Origin of the sequence: Campylobacter concisus (genome assembly GCF_002913225.1) — a bacterium.
Lineage (GTDB): Bacteria > Campylobacterota > Campylobacteria > Campylobacterales > Campylobacteraceae > Campylobacter_A > Campylobacter_A concisus_J.
In genome coordinates this window covers 1-17932 of the sequence record NZ_PPAW01000017.1, presented here as the reverse complement: position 1 = coordinate 17932, position 17932 = coordinate 1, and the positions used below count along the sequence as shown (strand labels likewise).

The following is a 17932-nucleotide window of genomic DNA, read 5'->3' as shown; positions in this document are numbered from 1 at the left end:
TTAGTCCTCCTTTTTTACGATTTTCGCAAACTCATTTAGATAAATTTCTCTTACGTCCTCTAAGCTCTCATCGATATCATTTAGCTTAAATCTCCTGCCTCCGCTAACGCCGATCTTTTCAAATTTCACACCAAATTTAGCTGCAAGCGCTTCAAATTTAGCCTCGTCTTTTACACCCACAACTGCTCTTGAAAAGCTCTCGTCAAAGATGAAATTTGGCTCTTTAAATTTAACTTCGCAGTTTGCGCCAATGCTTGAAATGCTAGCCATTTTTGCTAGCGTTATAGCAAGACCACCTACGCCTACGCTATTTGCAAACTCTAAAATTTGCTCTTTATTTGCCTCTATCACTAGCTCCCAAAGGGCCCTTTCAGCTTTATAATCAACCTCTTTTAGCTTGCCACCAACAACGTTAAATAGCGACTTTGCGTAAAGCGAAGCAGCAAATTCTCCGCTTGTCTCGCCAAGTAGATATATCGCTCTACCATCGCTTAAAAATGTGCTTTTTAGGTTTAAATTTGCATCTTCATTTACTCCAACCGTGACGATCGCTGGCGTTGGATAGACGCTAACGCCGTCGGTGTCGTTATAAAGGCTCACGTTGCCACTAACAACTGGCGTATTTAGCTCACGGCAAGCCTCTTTTATGCCCTCACATCCCTCTTTAAACTGCCACATCACCTCTGGATTTTGCGGGTTGCCGTAGTTTAGACAGTCGGTGATCGCAAGTGGCACAGCACCGCTCATCGCGACCTTTCTACCAGCTGCCGCGACGGCTCTTGCAGCGCCTATTTTTGGATCAACAAAATTTGCTCTAGGGTCGCACTGCGCAGCCATAGAGACGGCCTTTTTAGTGCCTTTTACTCTGATGCTTGCAGCGCCCAAGTGTCCAGGCTGTTTTATGGTATTTGTCTGGATATTTGCGTCGTATTGATCGTAGATAAAGCTTTTATTTAACACTTCTGGCTCTTTTAAAAGTTTGAAAAATGCCGTTTTGTTATCAACATTATTTGGAATTTTTAAATTTGCTATCTCATCAAGGTATTTTGGACGTGCGACTGGACGATCAAGCACAGGAGCTGCCTCGCTAAGTGGTCCGATAGGGATTTCGCCTGCAAGCTCATCATGCCAGTAAAGCTGCATCACGCCGCTACTTGTGACCTCGCCGATAATCTCAGCGTCAAGGTCCCACTTTCTAAAAATTTCAAGCACCTTTTGCTCATAGCCTTTTTTGGCGCATATTAGCATACGCTCTTGAGACTCGCTTAGCATTAGCTCATAAGGCGTCATGCCAACTTCGCGCATCGGTACGCGGTCTAGATACATCTTCATGCCGCTGCCACTTCTGCCAGCCATCTCAAAGCTAGAGCTCGTTAGTCCTGCTGCGCCCATATCTTGGATGCCGATGATATAGTCTTTTTTAAAGAGCTCCAAGCACGCCTCCATAAGTAGCTTCTCAGCAAATGGGTCGCCCACTTGCACCGTTGGGCGAAGTGATTTATTTTCGTCGTTAAAGCTATCGCTCGCCATAACAGCGCCGCCAAGTCCGTCCCTGCCGGTCTTTGAGCCTACGTAGATAACTGGGTTGCCCACACCTTCAGCCTTGCCGTAGAAAATTTCATCACTTTTACAAAGACCAAGCGCGAAGGCGTTGATTAGGATATTGCCATTAAAGCTGGGATCAAAGGTAGTTTCGCCGCCGATCGTTGGGATACCCATGCAGTTGCCGTAGTGTCCGATACCAGCGACACTTCCTTTTAGCAAATATCTATGCTTTTTGGCTAGCTCGCCCTCGCCTCTTATCTCACCAAAGCGAAGTGAGTTCATGTTCGCAACAACTCTTGCGCCCATCGTAAAGACGTCTCTTAAAATTCCACCAACGCCAGTTGCAGCGCCCTGAAACGGCTCGATAAAGCTTGGGTGGTTGTGACTCTCCATCTTAAACACAGCTGCAACTCCGTCGCCAACATCGATGACGCCGGCATTTTCGCCAGGTCCTTGGATGACCCAAGGTGCCTTTGTCGGAAAGCCGTTTAGGTATTTTTTGCTTGATTTGTAGCTGCAGTGCTCACTCCACATCGCTGAAAATATGCCAAGCTCTAGTAAATTTGGCTCACGGCCTAGGATTTTTAATATCTCTTCATACTCTTCGTCGCTGATTTTATGTGCTTGTATGGTAGCTTTATCCATTGATGTAACCTTTTAAGAATTTTAAGCTATTTTACAACCTTGCTTATAAAAAGTTACTAAAAAGCCTTTTGAAATTTACTAAAACAAAGCACATTTGAGAGAATTTCACCTTGTCTCACGAGGTCACTTTCGATAAATGTTTTGTAAAAATTTTGCGTTAGCGTCTCAGCCTTTATCTTCTCTTCATCTTTGCTTGAAAGGTTGAAATAATACCTCGTCTCTCTTAGAAAAAAGCCTTGATCATTAGATATATCTGAGTTTAGAATCACTGCAAAAAAGCCATTTTTCAAAGGGTGATTTGTCACGCTTTTTACTTTTATCGCCTCTTTGCCGCTTGCAAAAGCTTCGCAAACTGGCATGCTCTTTGTGCTATAAACCACGCTCTTTATAGCGCCATTTGAAATTTCATAAAATTTGATATTTTTAGCCTTTATTAGCTCATCTATATCGTTAGAATTTGATAGCACAGCGTCCTTGCTGGTGTCTAGGTTTTTAACGATCATCGTTTTATTTGCGTCACCACTTTGCATTAGCTCGCCAAGAGCGCCAAATTTGCTATTTTCACTAGCCTCTTTTATCCCAGCTTTGCCGACAATGTTTGCAAATTTATTAAAGTCATTTAGGCTATTTTGAAACTTATTAAATTTCATTTCATGCAAGGTTTCATTATTTTCAAGGTAGAGTAAATTTGACTTTTCGCTTGGCACTAAAAATTGCTTGCCAGCGCACCCTACAAATAATACAGCCGCAGCTAAAAATAGAAATTTTGTCCTCATTTTCCCCACACAAGATAGATATAAATTTAAATGCTCTCTAGCGCAAATGGCTAGAGAGCGGTAGAAATTTGTTTTTACGCTTTGAAAACTTTTTCAAGATGCGCTTCATACTCTTTTAGGTATCTTGGCACATCTGGCATCTTGATAACATCGCAGCAGATAAAGTGCGGAAGCGACTTTAGGCCCATAAATTCATTTGCCTTTCTAAAATGAAAATAAACTCCATCAACGCCGCGCGCCTCAAAAAACTCATTTGGATCGCTAAATGCCTCGGCTGGGGCATTCCAAGTAAGGCTTAGCATAAAATTCTTGCCATTTAGCAAGCCGCCTTTGCCGTAGTTTTTGGCTGGATCTACCCTGTGCCTGCCATCACTCGTATAAAGCTTGCCGTGTCCTGCCGTAAAGACCTCGTCGATATATTTTTTCACTATCCAAGGCTCGCCCATCCACCAAGCTGGCATCTGCCAAACTACCACGTCCATCCAGAGAAATTTCTCAACTTCAGCCTCGATATCATAGCCTTGATCTATCACGGTTCGCTTTACCTCGTGACCCATTTTTGCTAGTTTTTCGCACGCAAGATCGTGAAGTGTTTGATTGAGCCTGCCATCTGAATGGCCAAATTTTTTGCCACCATTTATAAGTAAAATTTTCATTTTTTCTCCTTTAAAAAGCGCAAATTTTAACCAAAAAAAGTATCATTTTCCTAAACAAAAATGGTTAAACATCTCGTCTAAAATTTCACTTCTCTCAAATGGCTTTGTGATACTTGCAAGTGCCTTTATCGCGGTATTTAGCTCATAAGCAAAAATTTCTAGTTCCTCTTCATTTAGCCTAAAAAATGCCCTTTTTAAAGCCTCGCTCGCCTCTTTGCAACTTAAAATTTGGCGGTTTGAGCTTAACATGATCTCGTCAGTATCTTGCGTCTTGAGATAACCCTCAAGCTCTTTTAAAACTACGCTCGTATCATTTTTTGCTGAAATTTTAATAGCGCCATCCAAATTTATGTCAAATTTAAACGCAAGATCGCTTTTGTTTAGGATAAAAAATGCTTTTTTATTTGAGTTAGAAACGAGCCTAATTATCTCTTTGTCTTGCTCGTCACTTGGGCAAGAGCCGTCAAAGACAGCTAGGATGATGTCTGCCTCGTTTATGGCTGAGATTGAGTAGTTTATGCCGATTTGCTCGATCTTTCCAGCATCTTTTCTGATGCCTGCGGTGTCTATTATGCGAACTAAGTGCGAGCCGATCTTGAAATTTTCTTCTATCCTATCTCTAGTTGTGCCAGCCTCGTCGCTGACGATCGCGCGCTCATAAGCCAAAAATGAGTTTAAAATGGAGCTTTTGCCGACATTTGGCTTACCGACGATGGCGATCTTAAAGCCATCTATGAGCCCTCTTCTTTGCTCACTAAGAATGGCTATGCGCTCTAGCTTCTCGCTATTTTTTAAAAGCATCTGCTTGGTCTGCTCTAGCAAATTTGCAGGCAGATCATCATCAGCGTAGTCAATCATCGTCTCAACAAAAGCAAGAGTTTTGACCACTTCGCCCCTTATCTCGCCTACAAATTTGCTAAGATCGCCTTGCATTTGGCGGGTTAAAATTTTAGCAGCGATCTCGCTTTTTGAAGCGATGAGCCCTTGCATCGCCTCAGCCTTTGCTAGGTCCATCTTGCCATTTAAAAATGCTCGCTTGCTAAACTCACCTGGCATAGCAAGCCTTGCACCAGCTCTTATTAGCTCATTTAAAATTCTCTCACTCACCATAACGCCACCATGAGTTTGAAACTCGACGATATCCTCACCAGTAAAGCTTGCTGGAGCCTTAAAATATATAACGATGCCCTCGTCTAAAATTTCATCATCAAGGGAGTAAATTTTGGCTAGTTTTGCGTATCTTGGCTCTAAATTTGAAAGTTTAAGGAGTTTTAAAGAGGTGGCAAGGGCGTCCTTGCCGCTAAGTCTTACGATAGAAACTGAGCCGATGCCATAAGCTGTGGCAAGGGCTGCGATAGTTTCACTCATTTTTTGAAAAAGTCATTTACAACGACAAATTTGCCGTCATTGCCACTTTTTATGCCGACATATTTATCTGAGAATTTCTCACGTAGCTTTTCAAGCGCGATCTTAACCAAAACCCCATCAAGTGGCTTCGTTTGCGCTCTACCGCTATTTTGCACACGCTCAATCACGCCATTTAAGTATTGATCCATCATAGCTTCTTGATTTTGTAAAAACTGCGCGATCTCTAGGCGGATAGCAAGGTTGTATTTTGAATTTAGCCAGTTGTAAAGCATATAAGATATCGCTTTATATCTATAGCCCTCTTTGCCGATAAGTAGCGCCGCATCAGCTCCGTCTAGCTCTATAAGCACGGTCTCATCGTTAAATTTACTAACCTCTACCTTATCTATCTCAAAGCAGCTTGCTTTAAAGAGACGTGTCATGCCCTCTTTTATCTCAGGCAAAATTTTATCAAAGTCGATTACAACTTTCTCTTTTTTCTCTTTTGGCAAATTTTGCACCGAGCTCTCTTCATCTGTATGGTTGAAATTTTCGATGATTGAAGTATCTAGGATATTTTTAGGAGCACTTTTGCTAGCTTGTGACTCTTTTGCTTCTTTTTGCTCTCTTTGTTCTTTAGGCTCTTTAGGTTTTTCTACCTTTTTTGGCTCATCAAGCCTTTTTATAACATATCCTGGCTCTTCAGCCTCTTTTTCGCCCTTTTCAGCAAAGGCATCTTTTACAAGAGCTGAGTTTTTCTCACTTAAATTTTGCTTTTCATTTTTATGCTCTTTTTGCTCAGGCTTAGCCTCATTTTTCTCATCTTTGTGCTTTTTAGGATTTCGCTTTTTATCATTATGATCGTGTTTTTTGCTCTGTTTTTTCTCTTCTTTTACAGGCTCGTTTTCATCGCTTTTTTTAGCAAAATTTCTATCATTTTTTGGTTTTTGCTGTGGTTTTGGCTGATTTTCTAAATTTGCCTCAATGATCGCTGTTTTTTTAAAAAATCCAAAAATTCCACCACTTGGATGTTGCAAGACCTTTATATCAAGCTCTGTAACTGAACAGTTAAGCTGCTCGGCTGCCTTTTGAAATGCCTCTTGGAGAGTATTTGCTTCTATTTTCATTAAGCCTTTACCTCCGCAGCTTTTTTATGTTTTTCAAAAAGTTTATTTACAAAGACTTGTTGAACGACCGAACAAACGTTATTTACAAACCAGTAAAGCGTAAGACCTGCTGGGAATGTCACAAAGAAAAATGTGAAGATTAAAGGCAAGAATTTCATAACCTTTTCTTGCATAGGATCGGTAAATGTCGTTGGTGTAAGTTTTTGTTGTAAAAACATCGTTAGACCCATTAAGATAGGCAGCACAAAGTATGGATCCATCACTGAAAGATCGTGTATCCAAAGTATCCAAGGAGCGCCTTTTAACTCGATCGCATTTAGTAAAACGCGGTAGATCGCAAAAAATACCGGAATTTGAAGCAATATCGGCAAGCAGCCACCCATCGGGTTTGCGCCATGTTTTTTGTATAGCTCCATCATATGAACTTGCATCTTTTGCTTATCGTCTTTATATTTTGTTTGGATCTCTTTTACCTTTGGAGCAAGCTCTTTTAGCTTATTCATCGATAGCATACCCTTATATGTAAGTGGGAATAAAACTATCCTTATAACAAGCGTTAGCACGACTATCGCCCAACCCCAGTTGCCAATGTAGTTATGTAAGAAATTTAAGAATGCAAACATCGGCTTTGCTATAAATGTAAACCAACCATACTCGATAACGTCGTTTAGTCTCTCATCCATCGAGCTTAAAATTTTATGCTCTTTTGGTCCAATATAAGCGCCTAGTTTTAGACTATCGTTTGCCTTTACAAAGACGATAGGATTGTTATTTGCATCTTTATCCACAACAGCTTCAAATGGCTTATTAAACGAGTAAAATAGCGCTGTGTAGTATCTATCAGATGCAGCTGCTATAGTTGTATTTGCATAGTTTTTAACCTCTTTTGCATCGCCATCTTCTATGATATTTAGGCTATCGTCCGTATTTCTAAGCATGACACCATGAACTGTGTAGCTATCTATCGCGATGTTTGGCCTAAAGCCAGGAGTGATGAAATAATCAACACTTTTACTTAAATTTACTTCTACCTCATAGCGACCATTTGGATAAAATTTGATATTTTTTGTGACTGTAACGCCGTCTAAATTTTGAGTGAGTTTTATAGTTTTAGGCTCGCTGCTAGCATCTACCTCGCTAGCGTCACTGCTATATGCAACCTTAAAAGCATCAACATTTAAAGTGCTATCGTTAAATCTAAGCTCAAGTGGTAATGGATTTTGTGAAACAAGCTCGATTTTGTTGCCATCTTCTGTTTTGTACTTATCTTCGGTGAGATAAAATTTCGCAATCCTGCCTAGCTTATCTATCTTTGCTTCGTAGCTTTGACCTTTGATGGTAGCGATTATCTCGTTTGAAGCTAAATTTTCATTTGATTTTGGAGTATCGTTAGCAGAGGCTGGAGCTTTGCTTTGATCCATTGTTTGAGAGATCGTTGTCTGGTTTTGCTCTAGTGGAGCTCTTTTTGGCATAAAAAAGTCATATACTATAAAAAATACGATAGACAAAAGTGCTGCAAGAAGCAGTCTTTTTTGCATAGACATCTGTTCCATTTAATTTTTTTCCTTTAATTTATCTAATACTTTTACGACATAAAATTTACTATTTTGGCAAGGGATAAACCAGAAATTTACATTTTTGGTATCGCTTTTTTGAAATATAAAACATGAGTTAAATTTTTTGCGGATGATTGGGTAGTTGATACCGCCTTTGAAAAGTTGATTGCATCTTAAAATTCGCATAAATGTTGCAAAAAAAGCAGAGAAAAAGCTGTTTGTTTGAAATTCCCAAATGGCGTATTGTGAGCAAGTCGGATAGTAGCGACAGCTTTTTGGCAGAAGTATGGAAATATATTTTTGATAAAAAGCGATAAATTTAATCGCAAATTTTTTCATTTTAGACATCCCATTTTTTTTGTAGACCAGCTCAAATTTTTACAAATTTTGTCAAATGAAATTTCTGTAATTCCATTTTTTGCGACCATAATGTAAGTGCCATCTTTTAGCTCATTAGAAATAGAAAAAAAAGCAGCTCTTAAAAGCCTCTTTGCTCTATTTCTAACTACTGCCTTTCCCACTTTTTTGCTAGCAACAACTGCTAATTTTTTTTCAATTGTAGGTTTATAAAAAACTACGCAAGCGTCGCAGTGCCATTTGCTGGCCTCTTTATAAACCTGAGAAAATTCTCTCGAGTCACTTAGTGACTCAAAACCAGCTAAGCAGCCAATCTTTTTCTACCTTTAGCACGTCTAGCGTTGATAACCTTGCGGCCATTTTTAGTTTTCATTCTTAAACGAAAGCCGTGAGTGCGTTTTTTAGGGGTTTTATGAGGTTGATAAGTCCTTTTCATTTCTATCCTTAAAGTTAATATAAAAAGTGGGATTTTATCAAAGCAATACTTAAATTCCTTTGAATAAATCAGCCCGAAAAAACTATAATTTAAACTTTAAGTAAATCAAGTTATAATCCAAAAATGAAATTTCATAAAAATAAAGATCTCTTAGAAAGATTACTTTTTTTAAAGGCGATCGGTTACAATTTTATAGATGAAAATTTTCTTAATTTAAGTAAATATCAAGATTATAACAGCATAGACGAGCTAAATAATGAGATAAAAAAGTGCTCTCTTTGCTTTTTGAGAAACAGTTCAAAGTGCGCTTCTACTGGCTTTGGTGATAAAAATAGCAAGATAATGTTTGTCTTACTTTGCAAAAAAGATGACTATTTTGAAGGCACAAGTGGCAAAATTTTAGAAAATGCTATAAAAGAAGGCTTAAATTTAGAAAAAGATAGTGTTTATATAAGCTTGCTTTTGCGCTGTGAAATTTCAAATAGTGACGCGAAAAATCCAGCGTTAAAGAGTTCGTTTGAGCTTTGTAGGCCTTATCTTTTAGAAGAGATAAGACTTATTAAGCCCAAAATGATCATCACTTTAGGAGAGCAAGCTTTCATGCATCTTTATCCAAATTTACTCTCAAAGGGTGGATTTTCAAGTATAAGAGGAAGCATTTTAAAAGATGATGATAGGTTTATAGTGCCAACTTTTTCACCGGAGTGGATCAGCAAAAATCCAAGTTTTAAAGAAAATTTTATAGATGATTTGAAAAAAATCAAGGGAGTGATATGAAAAGAATTTTTCTTTTTTTAGTTATATTTGTAAGCCTTTTTGCAGCGCAAAATGAAGCCTTAAGCGAGATGCAAGACGAGATCACTGAGGCAAAATTTGAAAGCAACATCACTAAAAATCAAAGCCTCTCAAGCATACCGCCAGCAAAGATCACTTACATAAATTTAGAGCCAGAATTTTGTGATAGCTCTTGCTTAAATGAGCTTGCAAAAAGCGATATGTTAGCTAGCTTTATGGCGAGATTTGAACCAGAAAAGATAGATGATAAGGCACTTTTAGACCTTTACACTTCGCTTGGTGGAGAGATGGTTTTAAAACTCGCTGCAAGCGATAAGATAGCAGTCATCATCCCTCAAAAGGTTATAAAATCATACGCAAATGTCGTATCAAACGCGATTCTAAGCTACATCTTAAAGCAAGATGCAAATGTCGAAGTGAAATTTGTAAATAGCAGCGACGAGAGTTTGCCTAGCCTTCAAAATGCGCTTCAAAACGCTAGAAATGAGGGATTTATCTACTTCATAGCAGCCCTTACTCAAAATGGCGCAAACACGGTAAATTCTCTCATCTTGCCAAACGAGCTCATCTACATCCCAAGCGTTCATAGCTCTTTTGTGATAGCTCCAAAGCCAAATTTGATCTTTGGTGGAGTTGATTACAAAGCGCAGATTTCAGCCCTGCTAGCTTTTGCCAACGAAAAAATAGTCGCCTTTGACGATGGCAGCGCGCTAGCACAAAAGCTAAATGAATATGTACGCATGCAAAGCAGCGACTACTACGAGAGCTCGATCACTGGCAAAGATATAAATTTAAACGATACTTTAAGCAAAAAGTCTAAATTTGATAACGCAAGCGTCTTTTTAAACATCCCTATAGTTAAAGCTTCCCTTGTAGCAACACAGATGAGAGGCTTCGAGATAAAGCCTTACGCGCTTTTAAGCACGCAGATAAATTTCTTGCCAAATATCTTTAGCGCCATCACACAAAGAGATAGACAAAACCTCTTTGTGGCAAATTCGCTAAATTCGCTTGATGAGAGATTTTTAGGGCTTGGAGATCTTTTTGGAGTTGATTTTAGATACTCACAGATCGGCTACTCAAGTGCCTTGGGAGTGGAGTATATCTATACAAATTTTATAAACAAAAATGCCAGCAAAATTTTTACAGAGAGAGTTGAGGGCTCACAAGTTTTATATGATGTGAAAATTTATGATACAAAAAGCGATCACTTTAATGAGGTAAATTCGCAGGAGCAAAATAGCACAAGCGGGATTTAGCAGTTTTGCTTGCTAAAATTTAACCCCATTTATAAAAGCTTTCATGCTCTCATCTATCTTTGCTAGCCTGCCCTCTTTCATAAAAGCTAGCGTGATAGTCGCTTTAAAGAGCACTTTTTCGGCATCTTTTTCTTCAAATTTATAAATTTCTTGCTCTAAAACAAGACTTGCCTTTTTAAGCTCTATGAGCTTTGTCCTTACAAAAACCTCATCGCCAAGCACAGCTGAAGCGAGAAATTTAGCTTCAAGTGCCGAAACGACAAAATATCCGCCCTCTTTTGTGAAATTTAGCCCAGCTTCAAAAAACGCCTCACTTCTGGCTCGCTCGCAATATTTAATATAATTTGTATGATAGACGATGCCACCTGCATCGGTATCTTCGTAATAAATTCTTATCTTCACTGCAAAGCTCCTTTAAATTTTCATTTGCTCTTGCTAGGCTCTCGTTTAGCGCCTCTAGTTATCGTAAGTGATTGATCATAAAACAAGGTAAGCACCACCGAAACACCCACACCAAGCGCTAGCGAAACCGTCGTGGTCGTGATAGCGTTATCAAAAAATATAATCAAATACTCGTTTTTCTTAGCAATGCTTGTCTCATTTAAAAATGAAAAAAGCGCCAATATCCCTTTATATGCAAAAACTCCTGGCACCATCGGTAAAAGTGCTGGAAATGCGATGATCTCAGCTGGCACCTTTAGCCGTTTGGCAAAGAGCATGCCTAAAATTCCGCTCATAAAAGAGACGATGAGCGTTGCGACACTGATGTTAAAAAATCCCATCTGCATGATCCAAAAGCGGCTAGCATGCGCAAATGCAGCGAGCAAGGCGCAAAATATGAGAGTTCTTTTTGGAGGCGAGCTAGCATAGGCAAAGCCAAGTCCAGCCACCGCAGCAAAGCCAGCATCTACAAGCGTTTCGCTCAAAAGCTCAAACATTTAGTATCTCCGCACTGCTAAGCGTTAGCGTGATATAGACGCCAACAGCCATACAAAGTATGAGGATGCCCGTGCTTATGGCTCTGCTAATGCCAACAAGGGTGTTGTCGTTTAGGATGTCAAAGACTGAATTTATGAGAAAAACGCCAGGCATCATAAAGAGCACAGACGAGCCTATCGCCACATCGCTTGTGTGCGTAAGCCCGTAAGATACGCCAAGATAGGCGATAAATGAGACGACAAAGGATGTCAGGACGTATTGAATTTTTAAATTTACGCCCATTTTCGCAAGGGCAAATTTAAGAGTGTAGCCAACAAGCGTTGCAAAAAATATGCAAACAACTGAGCCAGCATCGCCTCCAAAAAGTCTGCAAAATGCCGCATTTGCAAGGCTTATTAAAATAAGCGAGCTAGCAAATTTATTCGCACCAACACTCATCACACTATCAAAACTCTCTTTAGCTTCATCCAAGCTCAAACTCTCATCTAAAATTTGCCAACTAAGCGAGGATAGTTCGGAAATTCTATTAAAACTAACGTGCCCTAAAGGGATCTTTCTCACATAAGTTCGGCGCAATGAGTTATCCTGTGAGTCCATCACACTAATAGTAAAATACTTCACGAAAATGGTCACGCTAACGTCGTATCCGTAGTGATTAGCTATGCGGTCGACGCACTTTTCTACGCGCGCAGTGTATGTGCCAGCACTCACCATTGCTGTCGTGTATTCGGCGAGGAAATTTGTTAAGATTTGGATATCAGGCTTGGTGTTCATCTTGACTGATCTTAAATTTCACAAAGAACAAAATGAGTTGCAAAATAAGCATCACTTTCATCACATATTCGCTTGCGCTGTGCATCTTGGCAAACTCCGCTGTCTGCGTAGCCTCTGCGCCAAGGCCCTGAGCCTGCACGATAAAAGGCGTAAAGATAAAGACAAAGCTTAGCGCTAGGGCTAAATTTAAAAACGAAAGCATAAATGTGCTAAATTTCAGCGAAAATGCGAGCTTTTTTCTTAGATCAAAGAGCTCGCTAACCGCCACCACTGCGCTAACAAACAGCAAAACATAGTTAAATTTTAAAAATATCTTTGTCATCATCTGTCCGCTCATAAAATGCGTGAGCGCCCCCTCGCCTATTATGCTTTGTGGGAAAAATATGACTGGCGCGACCAAAATTCCAAGCGTTAGTTCAGTGCCGATCACCGCTGCTAATAGTAAAAAATAGATACTTCTCAACCTCTCTCCTTTATAGTTTTAATCTCGCGCAAAAGCCCCTGTCAAAGCCCGCTAAGTCCTTGTAAAAAGTGCTTTTATAGCCATTAAATTTTAGCGCCATCTCCATGCTCGCTTTTTGATCATAGCCCATTTCGCAGGCGATATCTTTTATGCCGCGATTTCTAGCGATAAGGATGATATTTTTTAAAATTTCATCCCCGATCTCACCGCCAAATAGCGCCTCATGCGGCTCGTTTATTACAAATTTATCGAGTTTATAGTCTCGCGCGATATATGGCGGGTTTGAGACCAAGATGTCAATATCACCTGAAATTTCATCGATATAAGAGCACTTTACAAAGTCGATCTTCTCGCTTACATTAAATTTAAGCGCATTTTTTTTAGCTAATTTTAGAGCCTTTTCGTTTATATCAGTGGCTACTATTTTAGCGTTTATTTTAAGGGCAAGCATGATGCTTATTATCCCGCTGCCAGTGCCGATCTCAGCGATCTTTGGCGCTTTATAGCCGCTAGCGATCTCTAGCACTTTATCAACTAAAATTTCAGTCTCAGGGCGCGGTATCAAAACGCCACTTTCTACCTCAAACTCCAGCCCATAAAAGCCAGCCTTGCCGGTAATGTACTCAAGTGGCTCATAGCTTTCAAAGCGCTTTACAAGGGCAAAGTAGCCGCTCTCATCAAATTCGCTCTTTTGGTTTAAAAATATCCACTCGATGCTCACATCAAGGTAGCTCATGAGCAAAATTTTAGCCACCCTGCTTGGATTCTCGCAAAGTGGCTTTAGCCTTAAATTTGCTTCTTTTAGAGCCTCTTCAACTCTCATTTTCTAGCTCATTTATCCGCTCAAAAAGGCTTGGGTGCGAGTGATAGACAAATGAGTAAAGCCAGTGCGACTTTGGAAACGCTTTGTTTTCGCTGCCAAGCTTGGTTAGGGCGTTTATCATGTCGGTTTTGTTTGAAATTTCTTTTGAAAACTTGTCTGCGCCAAATTCATTTTTACGGCTAAAGTGCGAGATGATCGGCGAAAAAAGAAAGCTAAAAATAGGCGAGAAAAGCACCAAAAAGATGATAATGCTAGCGCCATTTTGCCCAAGCCCTATCGCCTCGTATGCGCTTACGCCAACGTTTCCAAAGATGAAAAATAGACAAAATAGCATTACCGCACTTAGCGCTATCATTTTTAGGATATCTTTATGTTTAAAGTGCCCAAGCTCATGCCCCAAAACTGCCACAATCTCCTCTGTGCTTAGCTTTTTTATGAGCGTATCAAAAAGCACCACTCGCTTTGTCGCTCCAAGCCCGCCAAAATAGGCGTTTAAGCGGTTGTCACGCTTACTAGCGTCTATGGTAAAGACGCCGCTACTTTTAAAGCCGCATTTTGCGAGCAGACCCTCTATCTTGCCCTTTAGCTCGCCATCTTCAAGCGGCGACATCTTGTTAAAAATAGGCGCGATGAGTGTTGGGTATATCAAATTTATAATTAAAGCGATGCCAAAACTTAGCAAAAACGCCCAAAACCACCAAAAATCGCCAAGGAAATTTATGCAAAGAAGCACGAGCCAGACGAAAGCCGAGCCAAAAACTAGCATAAGAGCCAGCGACTTTATAGTATCAACCAAAAATATCTTTGCACTCATATTTGAAAAGCCAAGTTTTTTATCTTTAACAAAGCTCTCGTAGATGCTTAGCGGCAGATCAAGCAGCGATGAAATCAGTAAAAAGCTCATCACAAAGAGGATATTTTCAAGCGTAGTGCCATCTTTTAGGCAAGCGTTTGAGAGCATTTTTAGCCCAAAGCTTATCCACGCAAAGAAGATAACGGCGTGGTAGATGAGGCTAAAAATTTCAAATTTTTGATTTGTCACGGCGGCAACTGCGGCGTTTTTGTATTCGCTCTCCTCAAGCACAACAGGCTCTTTTTTGGCTTCAGCCCTTACAAAGCTGATCTGCAAATTCGCCAAAAAAAGTTTAATAATCACATAAAAAATATAAATAGATAAAAGTGTATAAAACATATTCTCCCTTAAATTTCATAAAGACTAAAGCAACCATAGTCCGTTCTAACTGCGAGTTTGCCATCTATAAATTTAGCCTCACAGCTCTTTACGACATGATCTAGCGTAAATTCCGCCATCACATCGCCACTTTTTAGATTGGCGGCGTATGCCCTGCTTTGATCAATAACCACAAGCTTGCCAGCTACGGCGTCAATGCAAAACTCGCTCACTCTTAAATACTCGTCCTTTATCCAAGGCTGCTTTGTCACTTTTGCGCTCTTTATATCAAGGCAAAATAGCTTGTTTTCAAGATACTTTCTAACTAAAAGTGTCTTTTTGTTCAAAAAACAAATTTTATCAAGCGCGCCAAATTCGGCTCTTAGCTCACTTAAAATTTCGCCATTTTTTGCGTTTAAAATTTGCACTTCGTTCTCTTTGGTGCAAAGCGCAAGCATGCTAGCATTCGCACTAAGAGCCGCACAGAGTATCGGCACGTGGCTTTTTGTACTGCATTTATACTCGCCAAGCATTGAAATTTTACCCTCGTAAAAGGTAAAAATCTGCCCAAACATGCCAAAAACTGCCACATTATTTGAAGCACAGATAAAGCTCGCTATCTCGCTATTTTTCTTAACATTTTGCTCGGCTGAAATTTGGCGAAATTTAGCCTCTTTTGGCTCAAAAATGTAAATTTCATGATCAAGGTCTAAAAGTAAATTTTCGCCTACATTCTCGGCATGCCATGCAAGCGGCTTTGGCAAGGCGATCTGCTCTTTTATAGCGCCGCTTCGATCAAGCTTCACTAAAATATCGCTAGGCATGCTGCCATCTTTTTGACCGCCACTTTTATAGACATAAATTTCATCTCTTACGCTGGCAAACGAGAGTGCTCCAGTGTATCCACCACCGATATAAACGTGTAAGCACGCTTTGCCAGCTTTTGCCTCGCTATCTTGCAGGATAAAGCCCTTTTTTAGGCTCTCCCACTCCTTTTTCGCGCAGGCTTTTTTGGCATCTTGCTCGCTTGCAAATTCTTTTTTACTCTGCTTTGTTTTGCCACCTTTTAAGCTCACGCTCACTAAAGCTTTATCCTCTACGCTAAGCCCTAAACGCTCACCGCTATCAAAATTTACAAGCTCGCGCATATTTTACTTCAAAAAGTTGTCGTAAAAACTACTAATAAATAGCACCAAAATGACAAAAGGCACGATAAATTTGATGTAGAAAAACCAAATATTTATAAGCTTTGCGTATTTTTCACTGCCTTGCAAGATCTCTTTTTTAGCCTCATCTTTTAGCACCCAGCCCACAAATATCGCACATCCAAGTGAGGTCAGCACGAAAAATATCGTAGCACTTATCGCGTCGTATGCGTCAAAGATATTTTTACCAAAAACGCTCACATGGCTTAGCAAATTTGTAGCCATAAGTGATGGCAAATTCCCAAGCACAAAGATGACGCTAAGCACTAAAAATATCGCTTTTTTGCGTTTTATCTTAAATTTCTCTTGCAGTGTAGTAATGATCACTTCATATATCGGTAACGATGTCGTAAGCGCAGCAATCATAAGAAGCGCGAAAAACGCCACCGCGAAAAATCCGCCAAAGGGCATGTGTGAAAAAACTATCGGAAGCGACTTGAAAACTAGGCTAGGACCGCTATCTGGCGAGACGCCGTAGCTAAAGAGCGACGGAAATATCATAAAGCCAGCAAGCACGGCTATGACGGTGTTTAAGATACCTGTGATGATAGAAATTTTAACCAGCCCTTCGTCTTTTTTCACAAAACTTGAAAGCGTTATCATCACGCCAAATCCAAGCGAAAGCGCAAAGAAAACCTGTCCCAAAACATCGACAAAAAGCTTTAAGCTTATCTTTGAAAAATCAGGCGTTAAATAAAATTTCACACCCTCCATAGCACCTTCAAGCGTGATGTTTTTAGCGATCATGACGAGCATTAGGATAAAAAGCAGTGGCATTAGATATTTTGCTGAGCGTTCGATGCCGCCAACTGCACCTTGCACCAAGATAGCGTAATTAACCAGAACAAAAACAAGAGTCGCAAAGCTGATGGCTAGTGGGTTGCTAACGATATTTTGCTCGTAAAATGCGCTCGTTTGCTCAAAGCTCACGATGTGCGAGAGATCAAGCAGGCCAAATGAAATTTGAGCGATATAGTTTAAGACCCAGCCGCCGATAACCATATAATAAGCCATGATGCCAAATGCGCCAACAAGCCCCATCCAGCCGACTATCTGCCACTTTTTGCTGATCTTTTTGCCATTTATCGTGCCGCCAAATGCATCAACGGCGTTGCACTTTAGTCGCCTACCGATGGCGTTTTCAACCAAAATCATAGGAATACCAATGACTATCATCGCTATGCAAAACACGAGAACATAGGCCCCGCCGCCGTTTTGACCGACCAAGTAAGGAAACCGCCACGTCGCGCCAAAGCCGACCGTAGCCCCTGCAACAGCTAAAATATATGTAAGTCTTGAACTCCACGATTTTCTATCCATATTATCTACCTTTGTGAAAAACTTGGATTATATAAAAAAAATGATTAAATTTTGCTAGCAAAAGGCGATGCTTGCGTGTAAATTTGACTTTTTTGCTAAATTTTAGGACTTTTATAGACGGAATTTTTATCTTTGCAGGATAATTTTAAATCTATTAATGCAAAACGCCCAATTCTACATATCCCTCCATCGCAACTAGCAAGATCCAACCCTCTTTTTGGCTGCAAAAATAGTGATGTTGCGCGACATTTTCAACCATAAATTTTAAAAAATCATAAAAGCATTCAGGCACAAATTTAAGCTCTAGGCTAGTTAGACCATCGCCGACGTAGCTTATCTCGCTGCTTAAAAATTTGCTTTGAATGCTTGTGAGTGAGCTTAGAAAATTTTTAATATCAGTAAAATTTTTATAATCAGCCGTTTTATAATCTTTTAAGTTTTGCAAAAGCGGTTTTGAACCGACAAAGGTAAAATTTCGCTCTATAAAATTTGCTACATCATCGCTTTTGCGCCATTTTTGACCCAAATTTGACAAAAATGCAAGCACCTCATCATCAGCAGAAGTAAAATTTGAAACTGGATTTTTCTCGCTCATTTGCCTCCTTTTTGTAAAGTCGCTATACCTTTGTAAAAGAGGGATTATATAAAATTTTATTTAAGCTTTTGATGTGATATTGCAATTTTACGTATCAAAACCTGTGCGTAGCACAGCAACTTCTAACGTGCGAGGGGTTTGGG

The 17932-nt window shown here is 39.9% G+C and carries 20 protein-coding genes; 2 read left to right on the top strand and 18 right to left on the bottom strand.

Annotation, left to right across the window (positions count from 1 at the left end):
* From purL to rpmH, 9 genes are all read right to left on the bottom strand, one after another.
* Nucleotides 1–2190 carry a phosphoribosylformylglycinamidine synthase subunit PurL gene (gene purL, locus CYP26_RS03860; RefSeq protein WP_103630444.1) on the bottom strand — a complete coding sequence of 730 codons (2190 nt, stop codon included), beginning with the start codon at nucleotides 2188–2190 and terminating at the stop codon, nucleotides 1–3.
* 56 nt (nucleotides 2191–2246) lie between these two features.
* Nucleotides 2247–2966 (bottom strand): hypothetical protein, encoded by a 720-nt coding sequence (locus CYP26_RS03855; RefSeq protein WP_103630443.1) that lies wholly within the window; start codon nucleotides 2964–2966, stop codon nucleotides 2247–2249.
* 74 nt (nucleotides 2967–3040) lie between these two features.
* Complete coding sequence (locus CYP26_RS03850) at nucleotides 3041–3622, bottom strand: NAD(P)H-dependent oxidoreductase (RefSeq protein WP_103630442.1); 582 nt, start codon at nucleotides 3620–3622, stop codon at nucleotides 3041–3043.
* A gap of 42 nt (nucleotides 3623–3664) precedes the next feature.
* Nucleotides 3665–4990 carry a tRNA uridine-5-carboxymethylaminomethyl(34) synthesis GTPase MnmE gene (gene mnmE / locus CYP26_RS03845; RefSeq protein WP_103630441.1) on the bottom strand — a complete coding sequence of 442 codons (1326 nt, stop codon included), beginning with the start codon at nucleotides 4988–4990 and terminating at the stop codon, nucleotides 3665–3667.
* Entirely contained in the window at nucleotides 4987–6096 is a 1110-nt protein-coding gene (locus tag CYP26_RS03840; RefSeq protein WP_103630440.1) for a Jag N-terminal domain-containing protein, read from the bottom strand. Before CYP26_RS03840 ends, mnmE begins: the two co-directional genes overlap by 4 nt.
* A complete protein-coding gene (yidC, locus tag CYP26_RS03835) occupies nucleotides 6096–7649 on the bottom strand; it encodes a membrane protein insertase YidC (protein ID WP_103630439.1) in 1554 nt (517 codons plus the stop codon). The genes CYP26_RS03840 and yidC overlap by 1 nt, the downstream gene beginning before the upstream one ends.
* Entirely contained in the window at nucleotides 7650–7991 is a 342-nt protein-coding gene (gene yidD, locus CYP26_RS03830; RefSeq protein WP_002940252.1) for a membrane protein insertion efficiency factor YidD, read from the bottom strand.
* Nucleotides 7988–8323: a ribonuclease P protein component gene (gene rnpA / locus CYP26_RS03825; protein WP_035142427.1), complete on the bottom strand. Its 336-nt coding sequence runs from the start codon at nucleotides 8321–8323 to the stop codon at nucleotides 7988–7990. The genes yidD and rnpA overlap by 4 nt, the downstream gene beginning before the upstream one ends.
* Entirely contained in the window at nucleotides 8311–8445 is a 135-nt protein-coding gene (gene rpmH / locus CYP26_RS03820) for a 50S ribosomal protein L34 (protein WP_002940373.1), read from the bottom strand. The genes rnpA and rpmH overlap by 13 nt, the downstream gene beginning before the upstream one ends.
* Before the next feature lie 285 nt (nucleotides 8446–8730).
* On the opposite strand from rpmH, the gene CYP26_RS03815 reads away from it, so the two are divergent.
* Entirely contained in the window at nucleotides 8731–9222 is a 492-nt protein-coding gene (locus CYP26_RS03815) for a uracil-DNA glycosylase family protein (protein ID WP_258031401.1), read from the top strand.
* Nucleotides 9219–10499, top strand: a complete 1281-nt coding sequence (locus CYP26_RS03810; RefSeq protein ID WP_103630437.1) for a hypothetical protein — start codon at nucleotides 9219–9221, stop codon at nucleotides 10497–10499. The genes CYP26_RS03815 and CYP26_RS03810 overlap by 4 nt, the downstream gene beginning before the upstream one ends.
* A 12-nt stretch (nucleotides 10500–10511) precedes the next feature.
* On the opposite strand, the gene CYP26_RS03805 is transcribed toward CYP26_RS03810, so the two are convergent.
* The 9 genes from CYP26_RS03805 to CYP26_RS03765 form a co-directional block, all read right to left on the bottom strand.
* Nucleotides 10512–10901 (bottom strand): YbgC/FadM family acyl-CoA thioesterase, encoded by a 390-nt coding sequence (locus CYP26_RS03805; protein ID WP_103630436.1) that lies wholly within the window; start codon nucleotides 10899–10901, stop codon nucleotides 10512–10514.
* Between the two features lie 20 nt (nucleotides 10902–10921).
* A complete protein-coding gene (locus CYP26_RS03800; RefSeq protein WP_103630435.1) occupies nucleotides 10922–11437 on the bottom strand; it encodes a threonine/serine exporter family protein in 516 nt (171 codons plus the stop codon).
* Entirely contained in the window at nucleotides 11430–12212 is a 783-nt protein-coding gene (locus CYP26_RS03795; RefSeq protein WP_103630434.1) for a threonine/serine exporter family protein, read from the bottom strand. The genes CYP26_RS03800 and CYP26_RS03795 overlap by 8 nt, the downstream gene beginning before the upstream one ends.
* A complete protein-coding gene (locus tag CYP26_RS03790) occupies nucleotides 12196–12675 on the bottom strand; it encodes a DUF4149 domain-containing protein (RefSeq protein ID WP_103630433.1) in 480 nt (159 codons plus the stop codon). The genes CYP26_RS03795 and CYP26_RS03790 overlap by 17 nt, the downstream gene beginning before the upstream one ends.
* Nucleotides 12676–12685: 10 nt before the next feature.
* Nucleotides 12686–13498 carry a peptide chain release factor N(5)-glutamine methyltransferase gene (gene prmC / locus CYP26_RS03785; protein WP_103630432.1) on the bottom strand — a complete coding sequence of 271 codons (813 nt, stop codon included), beginning with the start codon at nucleotides 13496–13498 and terminating at the stop codon, nucleotides 12686–12688.
* The gene (locus tag CYP26_RS03780) at nucleotides 13488–14690 is read right to left on the bottom strand and encodes a M48 family metallopeptidase (protein WP_103630431.1); all 1203 of its coding nucleotides are present in this window, start codon (nucleotides 14688–14690) and stop codon (nucleotides 13488–13490) included. Before CYP26_RS03780 ends, prmC begins: the two co-directional genes overlap by 11 nt.
* 8 nt (nucleotides 14691–14698) lie before the next feature.
* Nucleotides 14699–15817 (bottom strand): hypothetical protein, encoded by a 1119-nt coding sequence (locus CYP26_RS03775; protein WP_103630430.1) that lies wholly within the window; start codon nucleotides 15815–15817, stop codon nucleotides 14699–14701.
* A gap of 3 nt (nucleotides 15818–15820) precedes the next feature.
* A complete protein-coding gene (locus CYP26_RS03770) occupies nucleotides 15821–17194 on the bottom strand; it encodes a sodium-dependent transporter (RefSeq protein WP_103630429.1) in 1374 nt (457 codons plus the stop codon).
* A gap of 154 nt (nucleotides 17195–17348) precedes the next feature.
* A complete protein-coding gene (locus CYP26_RS03765) occupies nucleotides 17349–17789 on the bottom strand; it encodes a hypothetical protein (protein WP_103630428.1) in 441 nt (146 codons plus the stop codon).
* Nucleotides 17790–17932: the final 143 nt, after the last annotated feature.